Origin of the sequence: Sphingobium sp. LB126 (assembly GCF_002795205.1) — a bacterium.
Lineage (GTDB): Bacteria > Pseudomonadota > Alphaproteobacteria > Sphingomonadales > Sphingomonadaceae > Sphingobium > Sphingobium chungbukense.
Genome location: NZ_NETV01000001.1, coordinates 449,165 through 471,618, shown reverse-complemented (window position 1 = coordinate 471,618; position 22,454 = coordinate 449,165). Strand labels below are relative to the sequence as shown.

General features: G+C 65.2%; 28 protein-coding genes. 2 read left to right on the top strand and 26 right to left on the bottom strand.

What is annotated here, in order from left to right:
* Positions 1 to 3: 3 nt before the first annotated feature.
* The 21 genes from CAF53_RS02230 to CAF53_RS02135 form a co-directional block, all read right to left on the bottom strand.
* Entirely contained in the window at positions 4 to 1,428 is a 1,425-nt protein-coding gene (locus CAF53_RS02230; protein WP_100237176.1) for a conjugal transfer protein TraH, read from the bottom strand.
* Positions 1,429 to 1,474: 46 nt separating this feature from the next.
* Positions 1,475 to 2,128, bottom strand: coding sequence for a hypothetical protein (locus CAF53_RS02225; RefSeq protein WP_347337856.1), 654 nt, complete (start codon positions 2,126 to 2,128; stop codon positions 1,475 to 1,477).
* The gene (locus CAF53_RS02220) at positions 2,125 to 2,940 is read right to left on the bottom strand and encodes a conjugal transfer protein TraF (protein ID WP_242443468.1); all 816 of its coding nucleotides are present in this window, start codon (positions 2,938 to 2,940) and stop codon (positions 2,125 to 2,127) included. The genes CAF53_RS02225 and CAF53_RS02220 overlap by 4 nt, the downstream gene beginning before the upstream one ends.
* 68 nt (positions 2,941 to 3,008) lie before the next feature.
* Positions 3,009 to 3,605: a S26 family signal peptidase gene (locus CAF53_RS02215; protein ID WP_100237174.1), complete on the bottom strand. Its 597-nt coding sequence runs from the start codon at positions 3,603 to 3,605 to the stop codon at positions 3,009 to 3,011.
* Positions 3,577 to 4,380 carry a type-F conjugative transfer system pilin assembly protein TrbC gene (locus CAF53_RS02210; protein WP_277949206.1) on the bottom strand — a complete coding sequence of 268 codons (804 nt, stop codon included), beginning with the start codon at positions 4,378 to 4,380 and terminating at the stop codon, positions 3,577 to 3,579. The genes CAF53_RS02215 and CAF53_RS02210 overlap by 29 nt, the downstream gene beginning before the upstream one ends.
* Positions 4,381 to 4,417: 37 nt before the next feature.
* Positions 4,418 to 5,473: a conjugal transfer protein TraN gene (gene traN, locus CAF53_RS02205; protein WP_242443467.1), complete on the bottom strand. Its 1,056-nt coding sequence runs from the start codon at positions 5,471 to 5,473 to the stop codon at positions 4,418 to 4,420.
* Positions 5,474 to 5,505: 32 nt separating this feature from the next.
* Positions 5,506 to 7,422 carry a hypothetical protein gene (locus tag CAF53_RS02200; RefSeq protein WP_100238654.1) on the bottom strand — a complete coding sequence of 639 codons (1,917 nt, stop codon included), beginning with the start codon at positions 7,420 to 7,422 and terminating at the stop codon, positions 5,506 to 5,508.
* 5 nt (positions 7,423 to 7,427) lie between these two features.
* The gene (locus CAF53_RS26960; protein ID WP_157801180.1) at positions 7,428 to 7,592 is read right to left on the bottom strand and encodes a hypothetical protein; all 165 of its coding nucleotides are present in this window, start codon (positions 7,590 to 7,592) and stop codon (positions 7,428 to 7,430) included.
* A 158-nt stretch (positions 7,593 to 7,750) separates the two neighbouring features.
* Positions 7,751 to 8,764, bottom strand: coding sequence for a TraU family protein (locus tag CAF53_RS02195; protein ID WP_100237172.1), 1,014 nt, complete (start codon positions 8,762 to 8,764; stop codon positions 7,751 to 7,753).
* Complete coding sequence (locus CAF53_RS02190) at positions 8,761 to 9,411, bottom strand: conjugal transfer protein TraW (protein ID WP_242443363.1); 651 nt, start codon at positions 9,409 to 9,411, stop codon at positions 8,761 to 8,763. The genes CAF53_RS02195 and CAF53_RS02190 overlap by 4 nt, the downstream gene beginning before the upstream one ends.
* A complete protein-coding gene (locus CAF53_RS02185) occupies positions 9,401 to 9,637 on the bottom strand; it encodes a hypothetical protein (protein WP_100237171.1) in 237 nt (78 codons plus the stop codon). Before CAF53_RS02185 ends, CAF53_RS02190 begins: the two co-directional genes overlap by 11 nt.
* Positions 9,634 to 9,963, bottom strand: a complete 330-nt coding sequence (locus CAF53_RS02180; protein WP_100237170.1) for a hypothetical protein — start codon at positions 9,961 to 9,963, stop codon at positions 9,634 to 9,636. Before CAF53_RS02180 ends, CAF53_RS02185 begins: the two co-directional genes overlap by 4 nt.
* On the bottom strand, positions 9,960 to 12,494 hold the full coding sequence (locus CAF53_RS02175) for a TraC family protein (RefSeq protein WP_197707340.1): 2,535 nt from the start codon (positions 12,492 to 12,494) through the stop codon (positions 9,960 to 9,962). Before CAF53_RS02175 ends, CAF53_RS02180 begins: the two co-directional genes overlap by 4 nt.
* Positions 12,491 to 13,111, bottom strand: a complete 621-nt coding sequence (locus CAF53_RS02170) for a TraV family lipoprotein (protein WP_197707339.1) — start codon at positions 13,109 to 13,111, stop codon at positions 12,491 to 12,493. The genes CAF53_RS02175 and CAF53_RS02170 overlap by 4 nt, the downstream gene beginning before the upstream one ends.
* A 26-nt stretch (positions 13,112 to 13,137) precedes the next feature.
* Positions 13,138 to 14,457: a TraB/VirB10 family protein gene (locus tag CAF53_RS02165; protein WP_100237168.1), complete on the bottom strand. Its 1,320-nt coding sequence runs from the start codon at positions 14,455 to 14,457 to the stop codon at positions 13,138 to 13,140.
* Positions 14,454 to 15,218: a type-F conjugative transfer system secretin TraK gene (locus CAF53_RS02160; protein WP_100237167.1), complete on the bottom strand. Its 765-nt coding sequence runs from the start codon at positions 15,216 to 15,218 to the stop codon at positions 14,454 to 14,456. The genes CAF53_RS02165 and CAF53_RS02160 overlap by 4 nt, the downstream gene beginning before the upstream one ends.
* Complete coding sequence (locus tag CAF53_RS02155) at positions 15,199 to 15,837, bottom strand: TraE/TraK family type IV conjugative transfer system protein (RefSeq protein ID WP_100237166.1); 639 nt, start codon at positions 15,835 to 15,837, stop codon at positions 15,199 to 15,201. The genes CAF53_RS02160 and CAF53_RS02155 overlap by 20 nt, the downstream gene beginning before the upstream one ends.
* A 5-nt stretch (positions 15,838 to 15,842) precedes the next feature.
* Entirely contained in the window at positions 15,843 to 16,109 is a 267-nt protein-coding gene (gene traL / locus CAF53_RS02150) for a type IV conjugative transfer system protein TraL (RefSeq protein WP_100237165.1), read from the bottom strand.
* A gap of 128 nt (positions 16,110 to 16,237) precedes the next feature.
* On the bottom strand, positions 16,238 to 16,552 hold the full coding sequence (locus CAF53_RS02145) for a hypothetical protein (RefSeq protein ID WP_100237164.1): 315 nt from the start codon (positions 16,550 to 16,552) through the stop codon (positions 16,238 to 16,240).
* A 178-nt stretch (positions 16,553 to 16,730) separates the two neighbouring features.
* The gene (locus CAF53_RS02140; RefSeq protein WP_100237163.1) at positions 16,731 to 17,522 is read right to left on the bottom strand and encodes a DsbC family protein; all 792 of its coding nucleotides are present in this window, start codon (positions 17,520 to 17,522) and stop codon (positions 16,731 to 16,733) included.
* Positions 17,519 to 17,779 carry a hypothetical protein gene (locus CAF53_RS02135; protein WP_100237162.1) on the bottom strand — a complete coding sequence of 87 codons (261 nt, stop codon included), beginning with the start codon at positions 17,777 to 17,779 and terminating at the stop codon, positions 17,519 to 17,521. The genes CAF53_RS02140 and CAF53_RS02135 overlap by 4 nt, the downstream gene beginning before the upstream one ends.
* Before the next feature lie 295 nt (positions 17,780 to 18,074).
* Here CAF53_RS02135 and CAF53_RS02130 point away from each other — a divergent pair, with 295 nt between their 5' ends.
* Together CAF53_RS02130 and CAF53_RS02125 are read left to right on the top strand one after the other, a co-directional pair.
* Complete coding sequence (locus CAF53_RS02130; RefSeq protein WP_100237161.1) at positions 18,075 to 18,470, top strand: hypothetical protein; 396 nt, start codon at positions 18,075 to 18,077, stop codon at positions 18,468 to 18,470.
* Positions 18,471 to 18,601: 131 nt separating this feature from the next.
* Entirely contained in the window at positions 18,602 to 19,048 is a 447-nt protein-coding gene (locus tag CAF53_RS02125; protein ID WP_157801179.1) for a helix-turn-helix transcriptional regulator, read from the top strand.
* An 8-nt stretch (positions 19,049 to 19,056) separates the two neighbouring features.
* Here CAF53_RS02125 and CAF53_RS02120 read toward each other — a convergent pair whose 3' ends face one another.
* From CAF53_RS02120 to CAF53_RS26955, 5 genes are all read right to left on the bottom strand, one after another.
* Positions 19,057 to 19,440, bottom strand: a complete 384-nt coding sequence (locus tag CAF53_RS02120; protein ID WP_100237160.1) for an STN domain-containing protein — start codon at positions 19,438 to 19,440, stop codon at positions 19,057 to 19,059.
* A gap of 40 nt (positions 19,441 to 19,480) precedes the next feature.
* The gene (locus CAF53_RS02115) at positions 19,481 to 20,479 is read right to left on the bottom strand and encodes a FecR domain-containing protein (RefSeq protein ID WP_100237159.1); all 999 of its coding nucleotides are present in this window, start codon (positions 20,477 to 20,479) and stop codon (positions 19,481 to 19,483) included.
* Entirely contained in the window at positions 20,472 to 21,041 is a 570-nt protein-coding gene (locus CAF53_RS02110; RefSeq protein ID WP_100237158.1) for a sigma-70 family RNA polymerase sigma factor, read from the bottom strand. The genes CAF53_RS02115 and CAF53_RS02110 overlap by 8 nt, the downstream gene beginning before the upstream one ends.
* Positions 21,042 to 21,521: 480 nt before the next feature.
* The gene (locus CAF53_RS02105; RefSeq protein ID WP_100237157.1) at positions 21,522 to 22,217 is read right to left on the bottom strand and encodes an SURF1 family protein; all 696 of its coding nucleotides are present in this window, start codon (positions 22,215 to 22,217) and stop codon (positions 21,522 to 21,524) included.
* Positions 22,218 to 22,249: 32 nt separating this feature from the next.
* Positions 22,250 to 22,402 carry a hypothetical protein gene (locus CAF53_RS26955; protein WP_157801178.1) on the bottom strand — a complete coding sequence of 51 codons (153 nt, stop codon included), beginning with the start codon at positions 22,400 to 22,402 and terminating at the stop codon, positions 22,250 to 22,252.
* Between the last annotated feature and the right edge of the window lie 52 nt (positions 22,403 to 22,454).

The window sequence follows — 22,454 nt, the reverse complement described above, 5'->3', positions numbered from 1 at the left end:
GCCTCAGCGGTTACGGTTGGCGTCGGCGCCGGCGGTGTCGCGGGCGTCACGGTCACGCTGGCGGACGACGCCGGCATAGGTGGCGGACAGGTTCACCTGGCTCAGCGCCGCCATGTAGGACTGGCGCATCTGCGCGCGCTGACGCAGCACCTCGTCCCGCAGGTCGCGGAGTTGCTCGATCCCCTTTGACAGGATGCGTGTCTGGCAGACATTTTCGTTCTGATCGTTCGACGCCCCCGCCGTCGTCGCGCCTCGCTCCGCATTGGTGAGCGCGAAATCGATCGACCGGGTGAGGTCGTTCAGCATCTGATAGGCGAGGGTGAGCGCGACGAGTTCGTCCGTATCGGCGATCACGCTGTCCGTGACACCCTGACGCACGCCCCATTCGAGGAGCCGATACACCGGCAAGGTCCGGACATTGGCGACGAACTGCTTTTCGTCGGCCGTCAGCGCTGAGCGCGTGCGGATCTTGGTCGCGATCGAGTCCATCCGCTCTCGCGCCAGCACCAGCGCGCCGCGCCCGGCACCGTTGACCGTGCAATCGCCGGCCGTCGGTGGCACGTTGAGCTCGCGCGTTGGTACCCGGCCGGTCAGAAAATCGTCCGCGCTCTCGGTATCCTGATGCGGGCAGGCAGGAATCGCCGAGAAGAGCGGTACCTTGTCGTTGGCGTCCCAGCGCATGTACACGTCGCCCACCCGGGCGCGCATCACGCCGGCCCAATCGCTGGCGCCCACGCGCTGGGCCGCGTGCTGCAGAAGCGAGCCGGTCTTGAAGATGTCCGTCACCTCCGCCGGGCAGTTGACCAGCGCGTCCTTCAGATCTTCCGTCGGGTTGCCCTTGTTCGCCTGGATCTTCTCGCGGCTGTTCTGCCAGCTCTTGGCGAAGCCCTCCCGCACCGACTTGTAGCCGGTCATTTCCTCGACGATCCCGCTCATATTGTCGTCGCCCTTGGCGATCTGGACGAGACGGTTCGCCATCCGGCAGTCATTGACCTGGATCGAGTTCAGAAAGTTGGTGGCCGCTTCCATCTTCGAGATGATGTTGCCCATTTTTTCGTCAAGCGTTTCCAACAGATATTGGAACGCGACTGCCGGCGCGGCCTGCAGGATCGTCTCCAGCTTCTGAACGAGATAGTCCGGGTCCAGAAAGCTCATGCCGCCGAGGAACATATCAATGCCGCCACAGCCGGCCTTCACCTTCGGGAGCGTCAACGACATCAGATAGTCGTCATGGACGTCGACCCGGCCCGACATGCCGCCAGCCGTCACATAGCCGCGGGTCTGATCCTCGAAGCTGCCCGGGCTCGTATAGGTGACATTGTCGAACCAGCTCTCTGCCCACGACTGCGCATGCGCGGGGGCGGAGAAGGAAGCGGCGGCGAGCGCGAACAGCGCGGCGCCACTCAGGCGACGGGCAACAGAGACCATGGCGGGATTCCTCGTGCGGGATGGGGAAGGCGCTGATCCGCCATGCTCAGCGCCTCCGGTTTGCCTGGGGACCGGGCGCCCCCGCGCCCATGATCCCGGTAAATTTGGACATGCCGCGAACGGCCACCGCGACCCGGACGCCGGTCAGCATCTTTGCCGCGAGATACGCATTGCGCGCGATGTTGACCGTGTGGTCCGTGCCGATCGCGACGGGCACCATGCGGTTCGGATCCGCATTCGGGCGGACCCAGACCACCGGGTTGCCGACCCAGGGCAGGCCGAGCCTGCCCGAGCGCATCATGGCGTCATTGCCGCTGATTGTGCGGACCTGCCAGCCATAGCGCATGCGGAACGCGAGCAGCTTGTTCCAAAGATCCGCGCAGGGCGCGCAGCCAGGCTCGGTGCTCATCTCCAGCGAAAAGAGCGTGGCCTGACCGCGCAACGTCTCGTCGAAATCCGGAGGGAAATCATGCGTCACCGGCACCCGAGCGAGCCATGCGCGCGTATCTGCCCCCGAAGCGACGGGGTGGATCGCAGCGCGCGCGGCTGCGGCGCGCGTCACCGTCTGCGCTGAAAGCTGCCCGGTGCAGAGGAGTGCTACGGCGGCCAGCGCGAGGCCGAGGCTGAGCGCCACGGTCGCACCGCTCTTTCGGTCCCCGGCAAGACGCCGGATCAGCGACAAGGGCGCCCGGTCGGTCATTGCCTCGGCTCGGTGGGCGTGACGAGGTCGCCGCCGATCACGCGCGGGTCGCTCGGTGAGACCGGACCATTGGCAAGCGCGTCGAAGAAGCCGTTCTCTTCGCCCGCGCCGGTCAACCATTGCTCGGGGCGGATGTCGCCGCTGAGCAGCTTCACCGCCTGATAGGCCATCTGCGCGATATTGGGATAGGTCTCGACCCCGGCCGCGATCACCATGCGCTGGGCGCTGTTGCGCCGGATGATCATCGTGGTCGGCGTCACCTCGACCCCATAACGCTGCCCGAGGTCCGGCCGCCGATCGAGGTCCATCATCGTGACCTGCCAGCCCATCTCATCCTGAAAACGCTGGATGATCGGCCACTGCACACGGCAATAGCCGCACGAGGTCCGCGCGAACATCACCAGCGCGAATTCGGAGGCGTGCGCGCGCAGATACTGCCGGCGCACACCGTCCTTCTCGACGCTCATGGCATCACGCGCCTCGCCAATCATCGGGTTCGCCGCCTTCGCGTTCAATTCCGGATGCGCGAGCATCGCGAGCTGGGTCACGCCAGCGAATGCCCGGGCCTTGCGGCGCGCGAAGTCTTCGAGCCGCCAGAAATCCGCGACCGCATCGACCGTGAGAACGGTGGCGGCATAGTCACGCTGCTGGACAATCAGCTTGGCGATGCGCGGCGGCGACCATTTGACCAGCTCGACCATGGCTGGAATCACTGGCTTGGGGACTTCCTCCTCGGCGGGCTGATCCGGCGCGGGCGCCTTGGGCGCCGGCGCGTACCACCAATAACCTCGGGTCTCGCCCGGCTGGCCCACCTGCGCGAATGCCGGAAGTGCCGCGAGGAGCGCGCCGGCAGCGAATGCCGTCCCGATAAGACGCCGGCTCACAGGATCTTCTCCATGCGCGTCAGGCGGTCGATCTCGACCGGCCCATAGTAGCGGCTGTCGAAACCGTCCTTGTAACCCGACCCGACGAAGATCGCGTCGGCAGGCATGATCACGGTGCCTGGCTGCCAGTGGGTCAGCGGCTTGCCGTTGCGCGCGCGGGGCTTGCTCTGGCCGAGCAGCTTCCCGTTGCAGAAATAGACGCCGTCGAACGTGCCCTTGGACTTCGATGGCTGCTCGATCATGTCGATCCGGTCGCCGGGCAGGCACAGCGCGTATTTGGTGACGTTGACCGGCTTGGGACCCGCAAGCGGATGGACCAGCGTGAACGAGACGAGGTCGCCGCGATGGATCACCCCCGGCGCGCGGCGCACGGCCCAGGCATCGATCGACGGCGTCATCACGAGGTTGACCTGCGGCATGGCCCACCAGGCGAAAAACCCGATCGGCAGCACGATCCCATAGGCCTTCAAAAGCTGCATCGGCCGCGCAGGCTGGCCGAGGCCGCTGGAGCCAAGCGCGACGGCCGCGCGCAATGTGATGTCACCAAAAGCCTGATAGACGCGGCTACCGGCGAGCCAGGCGAGCTTGAGCATCGCGCACCTCCTTCGTTCCGCCCAGACGGGCATATTCCTCGAGCAGACCGGAGAGCGCCGAATCGCCATAGACGACATGCGTGCTATGCGGACTGGCATCGTCCCGCTCACAATAGGGTTGGGTGGGATCGCCCGGGATCATCGCCAGCGCCGGCACCCGGGCGACGCCGTGCTGGCGGAACAGGATCGGGTCGACGATGACCTGGACGTTACGCATCGCGCAGGCCGGACCATCGCAACCTGGATCGATCCGCAAGACCTGCGCGGCCAGCTTCGCCATCGGCCCGACCTTCGTCAGGCCGCCGGGCATACCCCTGAAGGCCAGAACGCCACCCGCCAGTTCGAGCTGCGCGGCATACGTGCGCAGCACCGCGATCGGCATCGAGGACGAGACCATGAGCACGGGCACCCAGCTCGACGGCGCAGGCGGCGGTGCAGCGCCGGCGAGCGCGCGGGCATCCGGCGCATCGAGACCGAGCGCCTGGGCGATCCGGCGGCTTGCCGTCTCCCGCTCGGCCGCGATCGCCGCGCGTGCCTTCGCCACATCGGCCTCGGCGCGCTTGGCGAGCGCCGGGTCCGCTTTCTGGCCACGCAACCCCTGAAAGGCGCGGCGCTTCGCGGCATCGTCCGGCGGCGCCGGCAGGGTCGGGTCGGGGACCGGCGCCTGTTTCGCCGCGCTGACGGCGCGCTTCATGCGCTCCATCGCGGCATCGCCTTCGGCCTGCACCTTGGCCTTGGCCCCCGGCGCCGGCCGATCCTGCGCCAGCCCTGCCATGGGCAAGGCGACGATCGCGACAGCCACGAGGGCGCGCCTATTGATTGACCGTCTGCTTATACGCATCGATCTTTCCTTGCATGTCGACCTGGATTTGGGATTGGGCCTTGGCCTCGATGTCCGCATAATATTCGGACAGGTCCATCTTGCTGAAATCGAGGGCCTGGAACTCCTCGCTGGTGAAGCCTCGGCAATAGGGTTTCTTCGCCGTGCCCCAGCCGACCGCGTCGAAGCTTTTGATCTGCGGCCGGCCCTGCTCCTGGATGATCCGGCCGAGCTTGGTGTTGAAGCAGCAATTGCCGTGTGCCTTCTGGAGGCAGATGCCGAGAACGCTGGTCGTGCAATAGCTGCCGACGAAGTGGCACATCCCCGAGCCGCTCAGCATGCCCACTTCCATGTCCTGCTGGTCGCAGCCCTGCAGCAGCACCTCGATCATGAAGTTGATCGCGATGCTGATCGCGATCGAGGTCGGGTCGATGCCGACGATCGCGCCCAGGCCAGCGTTCGCAGCCTGGCCGGCGGACGCACCGGCCCGGAAGGCGGTGAACGCCGCCGACATGCCTTTGAAGACACCCTGGGCAACCGCGATCTTGGTCGAGATCGAGGTGAGCGAGCCGCCCATCCCGTCCTTCACAATCTTGCCCTTGTCCTTGCAGCAATTCGAGAAGGTCGTGAGCAGCCCTGCCGGACGGCAGCGCGCGGCGCGTCCCGAGAAGATCTCGATCGTGCCAAGGCAATTGCCCTCGGCATCCACAGGGCCGTCCGGCAAGGCGCCCGGATCGTCGGTCGGCGGCTCCTCGACGATCGGATTGGCGTTCGTATCGATGCAGCTATTGGCCGAACAGGTCGGCGCGCCACCGGCGGCCGGGACCGCGCAGGCATATTGGTCGCCCAGCGGACATTGCATGGCCCCCGTGGGTCCGGCGACGCAGGCCGTCTCGCCGATCGGGCACATCCAGCCCCCGACAGCGGTCAGGTGGCAGCTCGCCGTCTCACCTGGGTCGGCGGCGTCGCCATTGCCATTCAGGTCGACCGCGCAGAGTTGCTGGGCAGCAGCCGGCGCGGGGGCGAGCGCGATGCCGGCGGCAAGCAGCGCCGTGGTCGCGAGGAGGAGCCGCGCGCGCTTCACCGGGCGGTTCCCGTGCAGACGAGATCGGTGCCGCCGAGCCGCACAGTCTGCATCATGACGACCGCTTCCTGGAAATCGTCGATGCAGCCGCAGCCCTCGACCAGTTGCTCGCCGTCCCCTGCCGGACAGACATTATTGTCCTGGCAGGCATGGTAGATCATGTCCCAGCCGATCGGGTCGTTCTGCTTTGCGCCCGTCACGCCGTCGAGCGCGGCGGCGGTGTTCACTTGCGGGCGCCGCGTTTTGCACACCATCTCGCAGGCATTGACCGAGCCGCGATCGGGCAGGTTGAAATTGCGCGTCGTGGTCGAATAGCTGCCATCGGTATTGCGCACGCGGTCGGCCAGCAGCGTTTCGGTGGAATGGTCGATGATATAGGCGCCGCGGCTCGTGTCCGGCTCGATCGCGCCGTTGTCGAACGTGCAGCGATAGCTGCGCTGTTTCAGGAAGAAGTCGCGGGTCAGCGTGATCGGGCAGGTCGCGTTGCCGACCACGCGCGTCTGGCCGACCGGCGCCAGACCCGTCCGGACGCCGTTGAGGACCGTCTGCACCCCATCGACCGTCTCGTTCTGAAGCCTGCATTGGGGATCGCCGGCAAGCGTCACGCACTGGTCGATGACCTGCTCTTCCGAGTGGCAGCTATCGTCCACTTCGACATGGACCTGGGCATAGCCCTCGCCGCCGTCGCCGACGGCGACACGCAGCCAGATCTCATGGTCGCCTTCCGTCAGGAAGGGCTTCAGATCGAGATTGGGATACATATAGGAGGTCTTCTTCAGATCGCACTTGCCCGGCGGAAAGCCGGTCGAAGTCCAGGATGAGGGGCCGGACGAGACGAGCTGGCCGTCGATGCGGATCTGTGCCCAGTCGTCCGCGAAATAAGTCGGCAGGCTCGCGCTGATGATCCGGCCGGCATCCCCGACATGGAGCGTCATCCGGAAATCGAAGAGCCGACAGCTCCCGCCGCTCAGATTGTTGTCGGCAGGCGAGCCCAGCAGAAAATCCAGCGATCCGCCGTTACGCATCGTCGAATAACCTCCTGAGACACGGCTGATAATGTCGTCGACCGTGGGGGACAGCACCGTCACCCTCCGCTCCACCGTGCAGCTTCGGTTCTCGATGCCCTTCGCCGTGCCGGCTGGCGACGAAACCAGCATCTGGAATACTGAGTTCGTGGACGAGGCGGCGGTGGCATCGCCCACCATGGCGGTGGGCGAGCTGCGATAGGCGGTCTGTCCGATGGTCGGGTTGGCGGTGCAGGCCGTGCTCTGCGCGCCGACATAGGAGATCACCGGCCCGTCGACCTTCGCCTCGGCGACGCCATAGCGCGGATCGCTGCTGGTCAACGCCCCGACCACGCCGCCGCCCAGATCCTTGAGAATGGTCGGCAGGTTCGCCATCGCGAGATTGCTGCCGCAACTATTGTTGATGCAGTAGCAGCCGGCGAGTTCGGTCATCGCGACGTTCTCGAGCCGCGGCGCCTGGTTCGGGTCGACCGCCCAGCGATAGCTGTGGCAATTGTTCCAGGTGCCGGCGTCGCAGGAGATGACGCCATTGGCGCAAATCCCCGAAACCTGGAACGGCAGGGTCGCCGACGCGTCGAACGTTCCGTTGAGATCGGTGTCGCGGCTGATCCGGACCGAACCCAGATCGCCAGTTGAACCCGGCTGTGCGAACACCTCGAGCAAGGTCGCCGTCTTCTGGCATGCCAGGTTCGGCGTGAACTGTTTGCTGGAATCGACCGTCGAGATCGGCTTCCCGCTGAGGCCCGGCGTGACATAATTCTGGAGCAGCGTGTCGCTGTCTGAGGTCTTGGAGCGGGAGGCCGACGCAGCGGCACGCGCCCTGTCCTCTGCGCTCTGTGCGAGCGCAGGCGCGGGGAGGGTGAGCGCAAGGAGCGCGAGGAACGGCAGGCGGTTCACGGGCAGACCTGTCGGGCAAGGATCGCGCGCGAGCCGCGCCGGAAGCGCAGCAGCAGCACCCGATCGGGAGTACCGCGCACGATGGCGCGAAAGACGGCTTGTCCTCCGAAAACGGTCAGCGCGGCCACGATCGTGGGCGGCGGGGGGCATTGCCGCGCCACGACACGGGCTATGGCGGCCGCGCTGACCGGTGGAGCGACGCCCCCGGGGGGAAGAGACGTCGCTCCTGCTCCGCGCGCAGCCTTCGGTTCTGTGACCCGGCGGGCAGGCCATCGATCCGTGAAGGATGCGGGGACGGAGCATCTGGGGGACGATCTGGTCATGGCACCGCGACCCCGGCGCAGCAGATCGTCTTTTCAAAAAGCATGAATTGCGCATTGTCTTTGCCCGGCGCGTGTTTCGCGCTGCTCCACAAGGCGCCCGGCCGGCCGACATTGACGCACTGGCCGCCTTTGACCGGCTCCATCATCTGTAATTTGTAGCGGCTCTTGGTCCAGATCGGCTGCGGGATGAACGAGCAGCCGTCCGAGGAGCTGATCGTCAGCGCGCCGAGGCGCCCCATCATGAACACGCCGCGCGCGGCAAGCCCGGCCCAGGCCTCGACACTGTCGTCGAAATGGATATCGCCGGCGATCGGATAGGTCGCGCCCCAGGATCCCATGCACCAGAAGAGCGGATCGACCACCTTGCCGGCCGCCGCCGCGGCGCTGTCGCCCATGCAGGCGAGGCCCGCTGCAGGGTTCCCGAACAGGATCGCCTCGGGCTGGATGATCGCGCCGAGCGTCGCGGACTGCCAGGTCGGCAACACCTCGGTGATCAGCGCGACATCGAATCCGTCATCCTCGAGACACGGCAGATCCGTGAACAGGTCGAGCATCTTCCAGACCGGGCTGATATAATAGTGCATCTGGGCGAACATCTTGCGGGTGTTCGTGCCGTCCGAGATGCTTGATTGGCTGCCCTGCAGCTTGCCGTGGGTGGGGAGGATATCCGCGCCCAACGCCATCATGCACCCCGGTTCGGTCACGACATCCACCATCCGGTTCGGGCTCCAGAAGGAGACCTTCACGCCAAACCAGAAGGTGACGCCCTTGCGGCACGCACACAGCGGCTTGGACGCGGTCTGGGAATCGAGCGCGCTGCCGAGCGGATCATGCGGGCCGACCCGGACGCCGCCGATCGTGATCGGGAAGATGCAACTCCACCGGACTTTGGTGATTGGGTTGAACACCGAACTCTCGCACGAAGAGGCGTGCGCCTGGGCCGGCCAGAAGGTCACGGCGGCGAAGCCGATCAGCAGACCGATCAGGAATATCGCGCGACGGCCGATCATTTCGCCGCTCCCTTGACCGGCAGCCGGCTCGTGGGACCGACTTCTGTCAGCACCAGCTTCTGCCCGGACTGCACCACCACGACCGGCGCCACCGTGAGGCCGAGCCGCTGCTTGACCCGCTCTTCGAGGATGAAGATCGACCGGCCATGCCGCTCGCTCAACGTGATCGCATCGGCATCGCCCGGCTTGCCGGCGGCCATAAGGATGAAATCCGATGCGCGCGCCGTCCGAAGCGCCCAGGGCAGGTCTGCAGGGCGAGCGACGACGAGCCGCTGCGGCAACTTCACGAACGCCAGCGGATTGAAGGTGAAGCCCTTGGGATAGACGACCCTGCCGTCGGGCAGCTTGATCTCCTGATCGAGCGTGAAGAACGGCACGACCGTCCGCTGCCGGTCCTCGCGCGCATCGCCGAGTGCGGCCGCTTTCATCGCGGACCAGCCCGATCGCGGCCCATAAGCCTGGCGCATGTCCGGTACGCGCGTGGCGCGGCCCTCGATCTCGCTCAGTGCGTCAGGTTCGGCGATCGGCCACGTCCGCCCGATCGTTGTCGTGGCAGCGTTAGCCGCGACGGCCAGAAGCGCCGTGCCGATGCCGACAGCGAGGAACACGCCTCGCCGATCAGGCCGGGAAATGCGATCACCGGCCATGGCGGCGCCTCCAATAGGGTTCGTGATCCTCCGCCGGCAGGCCGATCATCGCGGCGCCGAGACCGCCGAGCGCCAGCGCGAGGGTGAGCAGGACCATCAGGCGGAAGCTCACGGCGACATCCGGCGCCATCAGCGCCAGCATCGATTGCGAGATCATCAGCCCATGGGTGCCGACCAGCAGCCGTATTGGCCCGGTCCCCGGGCTCGCGGAGAAAATCCCGTTCATCGCGCCCACCGCTTGCGCAGCCTGGCGAGACCGACAGCGCAGAGCGCGGAGAGACCGATGAGGATCATGCCGCTGGCGAGGCAGGCGGCCGCCACGAACAGGCCGGACTGGAGGACCATGGCCGTGGGTTGCCGAAGCGCCATGCCGGCGGCGATGACGAGACTGCCCATCATCACGGACTCGATCATCATCAGACGGAGGCGCCACTGAAACGATTGCCGCTCCGCCCGCTCCGCGGCCAATTGCTCGATCCGTGCCTGCACGGCGGGGTCATTCTCCCAGTCGAGCATCAACTGGTCGGGATGAGGGAAATGCTGCCGGGTCATGGCCGGCCTCCATCTGCCGGACCCTGCACGGCCGACCCGAGAATCTCGGCAGGATCGACGCCGGCCAGCTCGCACACGGCGACCAGCGGCGAGCGGCCGAGGCGGAGCTTCGCCTCGAAGGCGGCCACCTCGTTCGGCGCCGAGGTGTTGATCCAGTAAGAGAAGGGATCGACGACCAGCCGCGCGATGCCAAGACCAAGCGGGCTGTCGATGAACACCTCCGAATAGTTCGGCTTGGCGTTGCGGACGGACTTCAGCAGCTCCAGGACGAAGCCGCTATAATCGAGGATCTTGTTGTCGACCGCCTTGTCGTAGGTCGAACCTTGGAGGAGGAAGCGGGTCGCAGCATTTTCCAGGATCACCTGGCCGGTGCCGCCGAACAGCATCAGGTCGTTCATGCTCTGCAGCACGATCCCGAAGCTGCCGCGATACTTGCGGGCGCGGCGATAGCCTTGCTCCAGCGCCTCGGCGATGCGCGAGACCATCTGGCCGTTGTTGGTCGGCATGAACTGCGCGGTTTCGTCGCTGAGGATGAAGCGCGGACGGTCGCGGGCGGAGAGGTACAGATCCTGGGTGACCGCATTGACCACGGCCATCGTAATGACGTTGAACAGGTCGGGGATGGATTTCAGCCGCTCAAGCTCCAGCACCACGAACTCGTCGCGCGAGATGTCGAACGTCGAAGGCCCGTTGAAGAAATGGCCATAGGCGCCGTCGGACCCGAAATCGCGCAGGTTGAAGGCAAGCTCGCGTGCGACCGGGATCAGATGGTCCACTCGGTCGAGCTCGCTGCCGGCATTGTCTGGATAACGGCCCAGCCAATCCCGCACCGCGTCGATGCCCGCTTCGCCGCGGCCGCTGTCGACGGTCCACTGCGCCGCCGATTTGAGGAGGTTCCACTCGCTGGTGGTCACCGCCTTGCGGGTCGCAGCGTTGCTCATCTCTGCGACGATCGACACAGCCATCGCGATCGCGGACTGGCGATCCTCGCCATCGACGGCGAGGCCCATGTCGAACGGGTTGATGACGAGGCGTTCCTCGCCAATGTCCATATAGCGGCCCGAACAGAGCGTGCAGAGCTTGCGATAGCTGCCGCCGATGTCGATGATGCGGATCAGTGCACCCTGCGCATAATATTGCTGGCAGAGATTATTGAGCAGGAAGCTCTTGCCCGCGCCGGATTCCGCCGAGACGACGAAATTATAGTTGTTGATGCGCGGGTCGAACAGGTCGAGCGTGATGAGCTGGCCCTTGCGCCCGACATAGAGCAGCGCCGGCCGGCCGCCGCCGCGGAAATCCGTCTGGACCGGCGCAAGTAGCGCAGCCGCCTTGGCGGGCATCCGGAAATCCCGCTCCAGCAGCCGCATGGTCCGCTTTTCGGGATACAGTCCGAACGGCAGGCTCGCCGCGAGCAACACGGGCAGGAGATAGCTCTCCTCCTGCACCATGAACGGCAGGGGCTCGGACTCCCACAGGCGCTTTGCGCGTGCCGCCATCTCGCGCGCCTGGGCCCGGTCCCGGCCAAACACCCACACGGTCGGAATCACCGAGACGAACCGGCTGTTCGCGGCTTCGTCGAGGATCCAGCCGATCTCCTCCAGTTGCTTGCCGACCTCGATCGCGAAGCTGCCGGCCGCCTTCTGGGCCGAGAGGATCTGCGCGCGTTTGTGAACCTCGAACTGCGAGACGTCGAACAGCACGGTCAGGCAATATAGGAACGGCCCCGCAATCTGGTCGCTGTCCTCGGCGGAGCCGCGCATCCCGCCCAAGAGGCGATTGGTGCGCTCTGCGGTGATCCGCCGCGCGGGCGCCTTGGGCGTCAGGCAACGGGCGACGCCGTTGCCGATAAACAGCTCGGGTCCGTCGAAGAAGAGATCCGGCCCGGCGTCGATGATCTGCTTGCGGATCGCCGGCGCGGGAGCGCCTTCGTCGCCGGCCTGCGCGAACACACCCGGCGCCGGCTCGAAGACGCCGTTGAACACGCGGCGATAGAAACTGACCAGCTCCTCGGGCGGCAAGCGCCGAATACCCATCTTGGAAAGCTGTTCTTCGACCTGACGCCGCAGATCGGCGCCGATGCGCACACGGGTCTTGATGGCGAGGAACAGGCGGAAGTCGCGGATCGGAATGCCGTGGAGCGCATCGAGGCCCTCCGTGCCGGCGCGAAGATAGTCGGCGGTGCGCCGCGCGGAAGCCTGCACCAGGGGATCGGGCCGGGACTTCAGATCGAGATAGGCATCGAGCGCCGGATCAATCAGCGGATCCGCAAAGGTGATCAACTGGACCGTCGTGCCTTCGGGGAAGTGGATGTTCAGCAGTCCCAGCAAGGCCTGCTGGACATGGCTGAACATATAAGCGGCCGGCACCAGCTCCCAGCCATAGCCCCAGCCATCGTCGATACAGAGAAAGGCTTCCTCCTCCTCGACCCAGGCGACCATCGGCAGGAAGTCCGAATAGGCGTTGCGCTCGACCGCCGCCTGCAGGCGGCGGCGCGAGAGGCCGCGACCGGCGCGGGCGCCTCGCGGGCTCACGGCCGCGGCTCCGCGCCGATCGGCGCCGCGCTCTCGCCGGACTCGGCGCCGGCATCGCGTACCGAGCGCAACACAGGCGGGTTCGGCGCGCGGCCGGCCGGCTCGACCAGATAGCTCCCGACCACCCATGCCGGCTGCCCGAGCATCGAATAGACAAAGCGCGACATGTAAAGCCGGTCCGGACGCTGACGATCCGCATAGGGCAGGATCAAGGTTCGCACCGTGCGCGATGGCCGCAGCATCGGCGTGCCGGCGTCCGCCACGCTGGCCGCGACGCCTGCATAGGCATTGGGAACCGGCGCCGGCGCCGGTTGACCTTTCGCACCGGCGAGCTTGGCCTTCTCCCGCTTGTCCTTGCGGGCGGCCTTATCCTGGGCGGCGAGCAGCTTCTTGTCGTTCGTCACCGCCGGGTCTGATTTCGATACCCGTCCCGCGACCGCGTCGGCATAGGCCTGTTCGGGATGGATGCACTGCCCGTGATCGCTATTCTTGCACGAAAATTTCTCGCTGTAGGGCGACAAGGCGGAGCCGAGGGTGGCGCATCCCGACAGGAGCAGGAGCGACAGGCAGGATGTGGGCGCACGCCATGCGCGCGCGGTGGAACCGATGTTCGACATGAGGCGATCTCCGTTGAGCGCTGGCATCAGAATTTCGCCCCGGCGCTGGGCTTGATCTCAAGGGACACGCCCTCCTGAATGACGACGACCACATCCTTGGCCGCACCGACCTCGACGATCGGGCCGGCCTGGCGCGCCAGGTCGAGATAGAAGTCGGTCAGCTTGTCCGAGGACCGCCCAAGGCCGCTGGCGATGCCGGACTTGGCCGCATCACCAGCATCGAGCGTGCGGACCGTCCCGAGCGCCGAGGTTGACGTCTCGCCGAACGTGTCCTCGACCGAGCGCGAAATGCCGCTGATCGTGCCGGCCAGGAAGGCGCGCGCCAGGGTCGCTCCGGCGCGAGTCACAACCTTGCCGCTGAGACCTTTCTTGCCATCGGTATCGACGAAGAAGCCCTTCACGGGCTGGTCGACCACCGAGCGATCGTCGAAATCCACGCAGGAGAGTGTGACGAGCTGGACCTCCACTCGCTCTTTGGCGAGGCTGCCGGTGGCATTGCCGATCACGAAGCAGCCGGCCAGGTTCGCCTTCACCTCATTGGGGAGAACGGCGGGCGCCTGGACCCGCGCGATGATCGGCTCCGGGTTGCTCGTGGCGTCCCGGCTCGCCAGCGCGTCGACTCCCGTCAGGAGGCGCGCCTTCATGAAACCAGGCGGCAAATAGATCGTCCGATTCTTTTTTTTCGAGGCCCCCGACCCATCGGCTGCGGCATCGCGCGGCGCGACCTGGCTGGTCGCCGTGCCGATAGAGCCGACATTCTTCTCGACGGGTGGCGCGGGAGGAGCGGCGGGTCCCGGCGGTGCTGCGGGTGGCGCAGGGAGCTTGTCGGCGTCGGTGCCGACGTCGCCGGTATCAGGCGGCGTCGGTAGATGCGGGGGCGCGCCGGGCAGGGCGGGTGGCAGCTCGCCGTCCGCGCCGGTCCCGGTGCCCGGCCCCGTCTTGCTGCCGGGCACGATCTTGCCTTCCTCGATCGCCGAGACGCGGTCACCGAGCAGTTGCTGGCCGTCGAGGACTTTTTTTAGGTCGCCGCGGACCTTTTCCTCGAGACTGTCACCGCGCAGGCCCGCACCCATGTTGAGACTGGCGGTGTCCGTGGCAGGCTTAGGCAGTTCGTGGTTGCCGGTGGCGCTGTAGAGCCCGAGACCGAGCACGCCGACCGCAACGGCAACACCCGCCTGCTTGGCTCGCAGTTTCTGTTTGGCCGACAGTTTGCCCCATTGCGATTTGAGGTCGAGCAGCGCGGGCGTTGCTCCGGCCATACCGAGCTCATCGCGGTCCTGCGCGGCCTCCTCGGAGAGATGGGCCTGATAGCGCGTCGCGCCGTTCTGCGTATCGTCATCGCTCATTGGACCGCTCCCCGGCGAACGACGACCAGGCGCGCCGTCTCTCCGGCGGCGAGCTGGGCGCGATCGAAGGTGACCGCGAAAATCCCGGCGCCCAGCGCCGGATCGAGGAATGACCGCTCATCCAAAGTGACGGCCGCGGTTGCACGGACGAGATATTCCGATCCGGTCAGGCCGGAGCCTTCGATGTCCAGGCGGCGATGTTCCACCAGCGTCGCGGCGGGCAGCGCAGCGAGCTGAATCGTTCCGGCGGCGGGCGCGACCTCCGCGAAGGATGCCGGCACGCGATCGTCCAGGATCGCGAGCGTGATGGAAACCGCGCGCTCTTCCTCAACCAGCGGTCCGAGCAGGTCGGTATTGGCCCGCGCCCGCTGCGCGGACCCGGCGACCAGGATCACGGTCTGCGCCGGCACGTCCGCGGGCTCGGCATACAGCGGATAGTTCGCGCCGTTGCAGCTCACGAAGAACTCGGACGGCGCCGTCACATAGGTCCGCGTCACCTGGCCGGCGTCGTCGGACTCCTTGACGAGGAATTTCACCCAGGCGTCCGAACCGCCCTTCTCGACGGTGATGCCCTTCTCGGCCGAGAATTTGACATCCTCGATGTCGCCGCCCTCGCACACGAAATGGTTGATGTCGTGGTTCGAGACGCGGATGCGGCTCGTTTGATCGGGCAATGCCCGGATCGACTGCGCCGCGGCCGGACTGGCGGTGGCCAGCACGAGCGCAAGCGCCAGCGTCGCCCTACTGGCGGGTTTCGGCATCGAACTGCTCCTCGGAGAGGCGCGTCAGCCAGAAGCGACCATTTTCGATCGCGTAGCCAATGCGCAGGTTGCCGCGAAACTTGCGGATGACGCCGCCGATCACCCTGACTTTCTCGACGGGCACGATGATCTCGTGACCGTCCCAGGTGACGGGCTTGTCGTTGCGGATGTAGGTGGCGATGGACAGCGTCGGGTTCTGCGAGAGATCGTCGAGGATCTCGTTTAGCGAATCCCGCATCGCATTGTAGACGGACGGGTGGACGAGCCCCAGCAACTCCTGGAACTGGCGGTCCGCCGAGTAGGCCGAATAGGTCCCGGCCAGCCCGACGATATTGCGCGTCATCGTGCGCAGATAGGCTTCCGATGGCTTGTTGCCGGTCACATAGAGATCGCCGCTGGCGCCGAACGGCACGATCACCGTGCGCGCATTCTGGTTCGTGGTGTAGATCACCGTGCCGAGCACCGCGGTCACGCCAAACAGGCCGGCGATCGCCGCCTTGAGGAGACGGTTTTCCTCGAAGAGATTGCTGCTCCCCTGCAGGTAGCGGTGGATCCCGAAACTCGCCGGCTTGCCGAGCAACGGATCGGTCGATGCGGGCTTTCGTCTGAAAATGTCCATCGCGACTACTCGCAGAACCGGGTCTGTGTGGGACCCGGATAGTGGTTGAAGCTGACCAGGCCCCAGCGCCACGCGATGTGCGCGAGGTACCCGCGGGGCTTGGTCCGTTTCCACGGAATGAAAAGGAGAAGGGCGACGATCAGTGCCCAGCCGATGATCCCGCCGACGATCGCCGCCACGAAGACGGTCGATGTCGCCAGCATGAATTCATCAGACCCGAACCACAGGATCTGAACTGGTCTGTGCAGATATTGCGGCAGACGTTCGTCCATCGCCCTTCTCCTCCTGCTTCATGACCGCCTGAAAAGCGCCGTCATGTTCCAGAGGCCGACCATCGGCCCCCAGCTCGTGGCGGGCGCGGCGAACGCCGGTCAGCACCGGCGCCGCCGATCCCGATCGTTCAGATCACCATCCCGAACGTCATCAGGATGGAGTCTGCCTTGATCAGGCAGACGGCCGCGACGATGGTCGGGATGCCGATCATGATGTTGCTGAAGAGGCGCGACACGCCGAACAGGAACGCCGCGACGCCACCGACGAAACCCAGCGGGCCCTTCACGCCCTTGTTCACCACGATATCGTAGATGTCGTAGCCGAGATCGCCCGTCGCGGGCGGCGCGAAGGCGTGCGCCGTGCCGCTCATGAGGGCGAGAACGCCAAAAGGGAGGCCGACATTGGCAAACGCGAGGGCCTTGCTTCCGATTTTCCGCATCATTGTACTGCTCCGTGAAACAGGAGCCGTCCGGGACAATGCCTGCCGGCACCGATCGAGATCGAGGTCGGCCGGGGCGAAGGTGGACGGCCCCTGAGGCCCGCCGCCGCCGGCATTCCGGTCCGCCCGGGGAGCGGCGATAGCCGCTCCATCCCGGACGCCCGCCAGAAGGGAATTGTGGTCAGCGCGGCGCACTGGTCGCCGCTTTTTGCTGGCCCTGCCGATCGAGGAACGCCTCGAGCTCGGCCTGCTGGAAACCGGAGACCAGCTTGCCGTCGACGATGAGGGTCGGCGTGCCGGTGATCCCGACCTTGGACACCAGGGTCGCGTCAGCCTCGACCTTGGCATGGCCTTCGGCACATTCGCGCAGCCGTGCCGGCACCTGGCCCGCATAGGTCGCCTTGAAAGCTGCCTCGCGGTCGGGGGAGCACAGGATATGCTCTGCCTTTGCCGCCGCGGTCGGATGGATGCCGCTGACGAAATAGACGAGCCGCCGCACCGGCTTGCCCTCCGCGGCCTTCGCCGCCCAAAAGCGCTCCAATGCCTGGCAATAGGGGCAGTCCGGGTCGGTGAACTCGATCACCGTCGGCGCGCCGGCCGGGCCGATCGCAAGCGCCTTGGCCGGATCGACGACCTTCAGCTTGCGCTGGGCGGCCTGCTCCTGGGCGAGCGCGGTGAGGTTGATGCCGTTCTTGTCATAGACGGCGGCGAACAGCAGATGCTCGCTCTTGGGGGCATAATAGATGATCCGTCCGCCCGCGACCGCCTGGTAGATCGGACCGACGATCGGCGACGGCCCGAACTCATCGAACTGCAGGTTCGTGAACGTCTGGTGGAGTTCCGCTTCGGCATCCGCAGCCGCTGCCGCGATCACCTTGTCATTCTCCTTCGCGTTCTGCGCGAGGGCGGGGGCGAGCGAGAATGTGGCGGCGACGCTGCCGAGCAGCGCGAGGAGCTTGATGCGCGGGCTCATTTGCGCGCCCCTTCCATGTCGTCGTGCTTCGCCGGCACACCGGCGGGCGGGGACGATTGGGAGGTGGTGGCATCGGCGAGCGCGAAGCTCGGCACTTTGCAGCAGTTGGAGTCCTGGACGGTCTGCGGGGTGTGAGCGACCGCACAGGGCGCGCCGCGCGCTGCCTGTAGCGTGGGGGTGGCGGTGTCGGCTGCGGCGGGCGCTGTCGCACAAGTGACGACGGCGCAGAGCAGCAAGCCACAAAGCGGCTGTCTCATGCTACGATCCTCTGCATTTCGCGTGAAGCGGTCGGGTAGGGCGGGAAACTTTGAATTCGCTGTCGGAGGTGCCCTGCCAAACCGCGTTGGGCGCCAGTTGCAGGAAGGTCAGGGAGGCGCACAATAGGCAGGGCACCAAGATGCCGGTTTAGGCACGACAATGCCGCAATAGGCATTTATTTGCCGATTTTCGGCGGTTAGCCGGCTCGAATTTGTCCGAGCGTCGTCATTTCCAATGAGAGGATCTGCGAATCACCGAGGTTTAGGGATGAAATCAAGGACGCAAAGGATTGGATTGTCCGGGAAGGGGTTCGACGCGTTCCTCGCCTGCCATAATCGGCTGGCTGCCCTGACTCGGTCGTTCGTGCCTTACGGGACAACCCTCTATGTGGCGGTTCGGATTGTTGACGCGGTCGACACTGAATCGATTGCCGACGAGCTCGACAGGCCAAGAACGCACAATCTGGGTGGGCCGACATGGCATTATGCGGGAACGCCGATCTGCTTCATGACCCTGGTGTCACGGATCATCAAACGGATCGACGAGAGCGACTGCTACTGGAAGCGGCCGAGACCTGGCGAAATCTATCTGGCGTCCCTGACGATCATGGCTCAGGCAGAAGACGCGGAGGTGCTCCGCGCATTCAAGCGCATGCAACTGGATGTCGAAGGCACGTCGCCCCACATCTGAACACATGCCTCTAACGCTCGTAAATCCTTTCAGAATGGGAACTGTTTCGTTTGACCCTATGCGTGGAATACGCAAATTTTTCGGGGTCGGAGCGTGCACGGGAGCTTTGAGAAACACTCAGGGAGAACCTGATGATGTCGTCTCAGAGCGTTGTCGATGATGGCGAGCGCGCGTCTATCCTCGCTGAGGTGAAGCGCATTTCAGGCCGTCGCATCGAGGAGCGACGACGCTTCCAGCGCAAGACGCAGGAGCAACTCGCCTCCGAGGTTGGGATAGGTGTGCGATGGCTGCGCGAAATCGAAGCCGGCAACCCGAAATCACGGATCGATGATCACTTTCGCCTCGCCCATGGATTGGGGCTCTCGTCAGCACACCTCTTGATCCCGATGCTGTTCCTCGAGCACCATTTGCACTTTCCGCGAGGACTCCTGCACGATGACATGCACGAACTCGAGTCGCTGTGCATCGAGCTGATCGCATCGTTCAACGTCCGGCCGTTTCTCCACCGGCAGCGCGCGCGAGACGAGGCACCGGGCGCTGGGCATTCGGGGCGGTCGGAGCCACCGGAAAGCACCTAAACGTCGAATTACAGGGCCGTAAGGACCGGCGTTCCCATCACTGCACGAATGAAGATTGTCCGGTCCCTGATTTCGAACGACAATCCTTGGTCCTCAAGAAGGACGGCGATCGCCTCCTGGACCGTGAAATTCCCCCTTAACGGTTTGGAACGCTTCCCACGGATTGCGTCGGCGTCGGCGACGAGTTGATAACCGGCGCGGCGTGCAACAGCGCGCGTCGCGTATTTGAGTTCTTGCGCCGGGAGATCATAGTGGCGGCGATGCTGCCCATCCGAAGCAATCCCCGGAACAACCATCACCACTGAAATCACCGGGCCGATGACGGCCGCCAGGCTGCTGACTCTCATTCCGCTGTGCCTCCCGCTCAAAGAGCCGTTTTCAATGGTCTCCATGATAAGGACGATGCAGGCGGATTTTCGAGCCGGTCAGCGGCTAGTTCGGAGCCAAAATATATAGTTTGCCGGGCCGCGATCGATCGATCTCCAGATTGAGATAGTCGGCGATCGCCTGAGCGACCGCGTCAATATCCCGTATGTGGAGATCGCCGAAGATCACCTTATCGCCGAGTCTCGGGTCAGCGAGTACGATCTTTGTTTCGCTATAGGTGTTCGCCTCCGCGATCACTTCCCTGATCGGAACGTCGTTGAGCTTCTTCACGCCGCCAATCCATTGCTGATCCGAGGGTCGGGCGTCGATGGCTGACGGAGGGTGGCTTTGTCCACTGGTAAAGACCAGCTTCTGTCCGGAAGTCAGGCGAATAGGTGCATCGCGATCTGGAAAATAGGCTGCGGGTTGCAGCCGCACCTCGGCAGCTCCTTCGATCACCTGAGCGGTAAACGAATTGCCATAGCTCACATCAAAGGTGCCTGCTGCGGCGACAACGCTGCTCGTGCCCTCCACGACCTTGAAGGGCGTTCCGCGATCCGCAATGGCGAACCGCGCCCGCCCACGCCTTAGCTCCACCTTCCGGGTGTCGCTCGCGAGGTTGACGACAATCTCCGTCGCGGTGTCGAGGGTCACGACCGTTCCGTCGGCAAGCCGCGTGGGACGCACCTCTCCGATTCGCGTTTGGATCGTGGTCGACGGCTGATCGGCGCTCGCAATGGGGCTGCGGTCGCGAGCGAACTGGTAGCCGGTCGCCGCGACAATGATTGCGATTGCGGAGACGGTGAGTGCAGGGCGCCACGTTATGCCGGGCCAGAAGGCCGCCCAGGGACCGGCCCGCTCCGTGCTTCTCGGGCGCATGCCGGTGAGTTCGGCGCCGGCGGTCGAACCGTGCAGCCCGGTCACCAGCCGCTTGTAATGCGTTCGCCTGGTCTCATTGCCGGACAGCCACGCTTCCAGATCGGCGCGGTAGACTTCGGGTTGGTCCATCATCTTGGCCAACCATTCCGTCGCTTCGTAGCGCTCTTCATCCGATAGCTCAGACATCGGCGCGGTCCATATTGGCGTCGATATGTCGCAAGGCTTTCACAATATGCTTCTGTACACGAGGCTTGGAAATGCCCAAGCGGTTCGCAATCGCATCGTATGTCAAACCTTCGATGCGGTTGAGCAGGAACACGTCCAGCGTGAGCGGCGGCAGCTCCTCAAGAATCTTCCGCCAGACCTCGGCTTGCTGACGCGCTTCAAGTTCCCGATGCTGGTCGTCATCGGCACGCGCTACCAGACCTGGTTCGATCGGTAGGCATATCCTCGCGAGTTTCGTTGATCCGCGCTTGTCCCGGTCGCGCAAGAGGTTGAAGGCAATCTTGGTGAGGTATCCTCCAGGAGACAGAATGTTCGCAGGGCGGTCGGCGCCGAGGAAGCGGGCAAACGTCTCGTGCGCCATATCGTGCGCGTCATCCCGGTTGCGGATAGCCATCCGGAAGAATCGCACCAGCCGCGGAAATTCCCGCCGGTAAGCCTCGGCCAATCCAGGAAACCCGGCGTCGTCGTCGGCGGCGGGGTTTTCCAGTTGCGTCTTGGCGGCACCGGCGCGTTTGATGCTCATCGGCGGGGCAATTCACCCCGTATTCGCGGCCTGGTGTCCGTGTGCGCATCGCGTTCCCGGCGCGCTGATCGGTGACAAGTCTGCCTTATTCGTCTTCGGCTCATTCGTTACCCCTATGTCCTCTCGGGGCAACGGCCAAAGCCGGATGTTGGAAACCTGCCATACGTCAGGCGCATGCGCCTTTACCGTTGCCGGCTGGACATGCGCGCATGCCACCCGGCCGCAGCAGGCTGTGACCGAGTACATATGGTGAGGTTTCCACGCCCCACTCCCGACCTTTGCTCGGAAGCAGGGCTAGGTTGCGCGTTCTACGCATAGAGGCAAGAGCGAACTTCAGATTTTGCCGAATCCATGTCGGATGAAACGAGGCCGGATGGCGCTACCACTTCTCGCGTTTGGGTCGCTGGCGAACTGTGGCATCTGGACACTAATATCAAACGCGCTCGTCGGCCGCAGCAGCGAGAATCGTCCCAGCCAGCGTCAACGGCTTCGTCGTCCGCGCCATGCCATCACGATCCCGGCGCCAGCAACGAGGGCGGCCATGGTGAACCAGGTGGCGGCATAGGATAGGTGATTGTTGGGAAAGCTGACCACGGTCAGCCCCCCTACAGGGAAGCCGCCGGGATTGGGCGTGTCATCCGCATCGATGAAATAGGGAGCGACTGCGCCTAGCCCTTGCGTCTGTGCGATCGCCGCCACGTCGCGCGAATACCAGCGGCCGCTGGCGGGATCGTCGTTGCGCAGGAAGCCGCCTTTGGGCTCGGTGATGCGGAGCAGGCCGGTGATGGTCGTCTCGCCTTCGAGTAAGCCTGCCTTGCGGGTCGCGGGATCGCGCAGTTCGGGCGTCACGAAACCGCGGTTGACCAGCACGGTATAGCCGCTGTCGGTGCGGAGCGGCGTCATCACCCAATAGCCGCCGCCGAGATCGGTCACGGCGCGGACGAACGTTTCATGGCGATGATCGAAGCGGCCGGCGATGCGCACCCGGCGATAGGCATCGTTTGTGTCGTTCACCCGGCTCCATTTCGCTGGCGTGGGTGGCGCGACGGGCGCGGCATGGATGCGGCTGTCGACGGCGGCGATCAGTGCCCGCTTCCAGGCGAGGCGATGGACCTGCCAGATACCGAGCGACATGAGCGCTGCGAACGCGGCCACCAGCAACAGGACCATGCCCATGCGCGCCACGCGGGATGGCCCCTCTTGTTGGTCTAGCCGCCGACGCCCAGCGTCAGCGTTCGCGGCACCCTGCGGCTCATGTCGGACGACATGGGCGTCGTGTGGGCGTTCAGATGGTACATCAACCATAGTGATTCCGTCAGTGTGATCACGACCAGAACGATCGTGAGGATCAGCGCCATCATAGAGCATCCGCCTTTGGAGCGGGGGGGGCATCCGCAGATATGGACGACGATC

Bases quoted from the DNA above. Each gene is read 5' to 3' on its own strand.
- CAF53_RS02110 (WP_100237158.1), bottom strand. From the start codon at position 21,041: ATGAGCATCAAACGCGCCGGTGCCGCCAAGACGCAACTGGAAAACCCC.
- CAF53_RS02190 (WP_242443363.1), bottom strand. From the start codon at position 9,411: ATGGCCGGTGATCGCATTTCCCGGCCTGATCGGCGAGGCGTGTTCCTC.
- CAF53_RS02140 (WP_100237163.1), bottom strand. From the start codon at position 17,522: ATGAGCCCGCGCATCAAGCTCCTCGCGCTGCTCGGCAGCGTCGCCGCC.
- CAF53_RS02165 (WP_100237168.1), bottom strand. From the start codon at position 14,457: ATGAGCGATGACGATACGCAGAACGGCGCGACGCGCTATCAGGCCCAT.
- CAF53_RS02185 (WP_100237171.1), bottom strand. From the start codon at position 9,637: ATGAACGGGATTTTCTCCGCGAGCCCGGGGACCGGGCCAATACGGCTG.
- CAF53_RS02115 (WP_100237159.1), bottom strand. From the start codon at position 20,479: ATGTCTGAGCTATCGGATGAAGAGCGCTACGAAGCGACGGAATGGTTG.
- CAF53_RS02210 (WP_277949206.1), bottom strand. From the start codon at position 4,380: ATGGCAGGGCTGGCGCAGGATCGGCCGGCGCCGGGGGCCAAGGCCAAG.
- CAF53_RS02195 (WP_100237172.1), bottom strand. From the start codon at position 8,764: ATGATCGGCCGTCGCGCGATATTCCTGATCGGTCTGCTGATCGGCTTC.
- CAF53_RS02125 (WP_157801179.1), top strand. From the start codon at position 18,602: ATGATGTCGTCTCAGAGCGTTGTCGATGATGGCGAGCGCGCGTCTATC.
- traL (WP_100237165.1), bottom strand. From the start codon at position 16,109: ATGGACGAACGTCTGCCGCAATATCTGCACAGACCAGTTCAGATCCTG.
- CAF53_RS02120 (WP_100237160.1), bottom strand. From the start codon at position 19,440: ATGGAGACCATTGAAAACGGCTCTTTGAGCGGGAGGCACAGCGGAATG.
- CAF53_RS02155 (WP_100237166.1), bottom strand. From the start codon at position 15,837: ATGGACATTTTCAGACGAAAGCCCGCATCGACCGATCCGTTGCTCGGC.
- CAF53_RS02170 (WP_197707339.1), bottom strand. From the start codon at position 13,111: ATGTCGAACATCGGTTCCACCGCGCGCGCATGGCGTGCGCCCACATCC.
- CAF53_RS02145 (WP_100237164.1), bottom strand. From the start codon at position 16,552: ATGATGCGGAAAATCGGAAGCAAGGCCCTCGCGTTTGCCAATGTCGGC.
- CAF53_RS02105 (WP_100237157.1), bottom strand. From the start codon at position 22,217: ATGGGCATGGTCCTGTTGCTGGTGGCCGCGTTCGCAGCGCTCATGTCG.
- CAF53_RS02215 (WP_100237174.1), bottom strand. From the start codon at position 3,605: ATGCTCAAGCTCGCCTGGCTCGCCGGTAGCCGCGTCTATCAGGCTTTT.
- CAF53_RS02135 (WP_100237162.1), bottom strand. From the start codon at position 17,779: ATGAGACAGCCGCTTTGTGGCTTGCTGCTCTGCGCCGTCGTCACTTGT.
- CAF53_RS02230 (WP_100237176.1), bottom strand. From the start codon at position 1,428: ATGGTCTCTGTTGCCCGTCGCCTGAGTGGCGCCGCGCTGTTCGCGCTC.
- CAF53_RS26955 (WP_157801178.1), bottom strand. From the start codon at position 22,402: ATGATGGCGCTGATCCTCACGATCGTTCTGGTCGTGATCACACTGACG.
- CAF53_RS02225 (WP_347337856.1), bottom strand. From the start codon at position 2,128: ATGACCGACCGGGCGCCCTTGTCGCTGATCCGGCGTCTTGCCGGGGAC.
- CAF53_RS02180 (WP_100237170.1), bottom strand. From the start codon at position 9,963: ATGACCCGGCAGCATTTCCCTCATCCCGACCAGTTGATGCTCGACTGG.
- CAF53_RS02160 (WP_100237167.1), bottom strand. From the start codon at position 15,218: ATGCCGAAACCCGCCAGTAGGGCGACGCTGGCGCTTGCGCTCGTGCTG.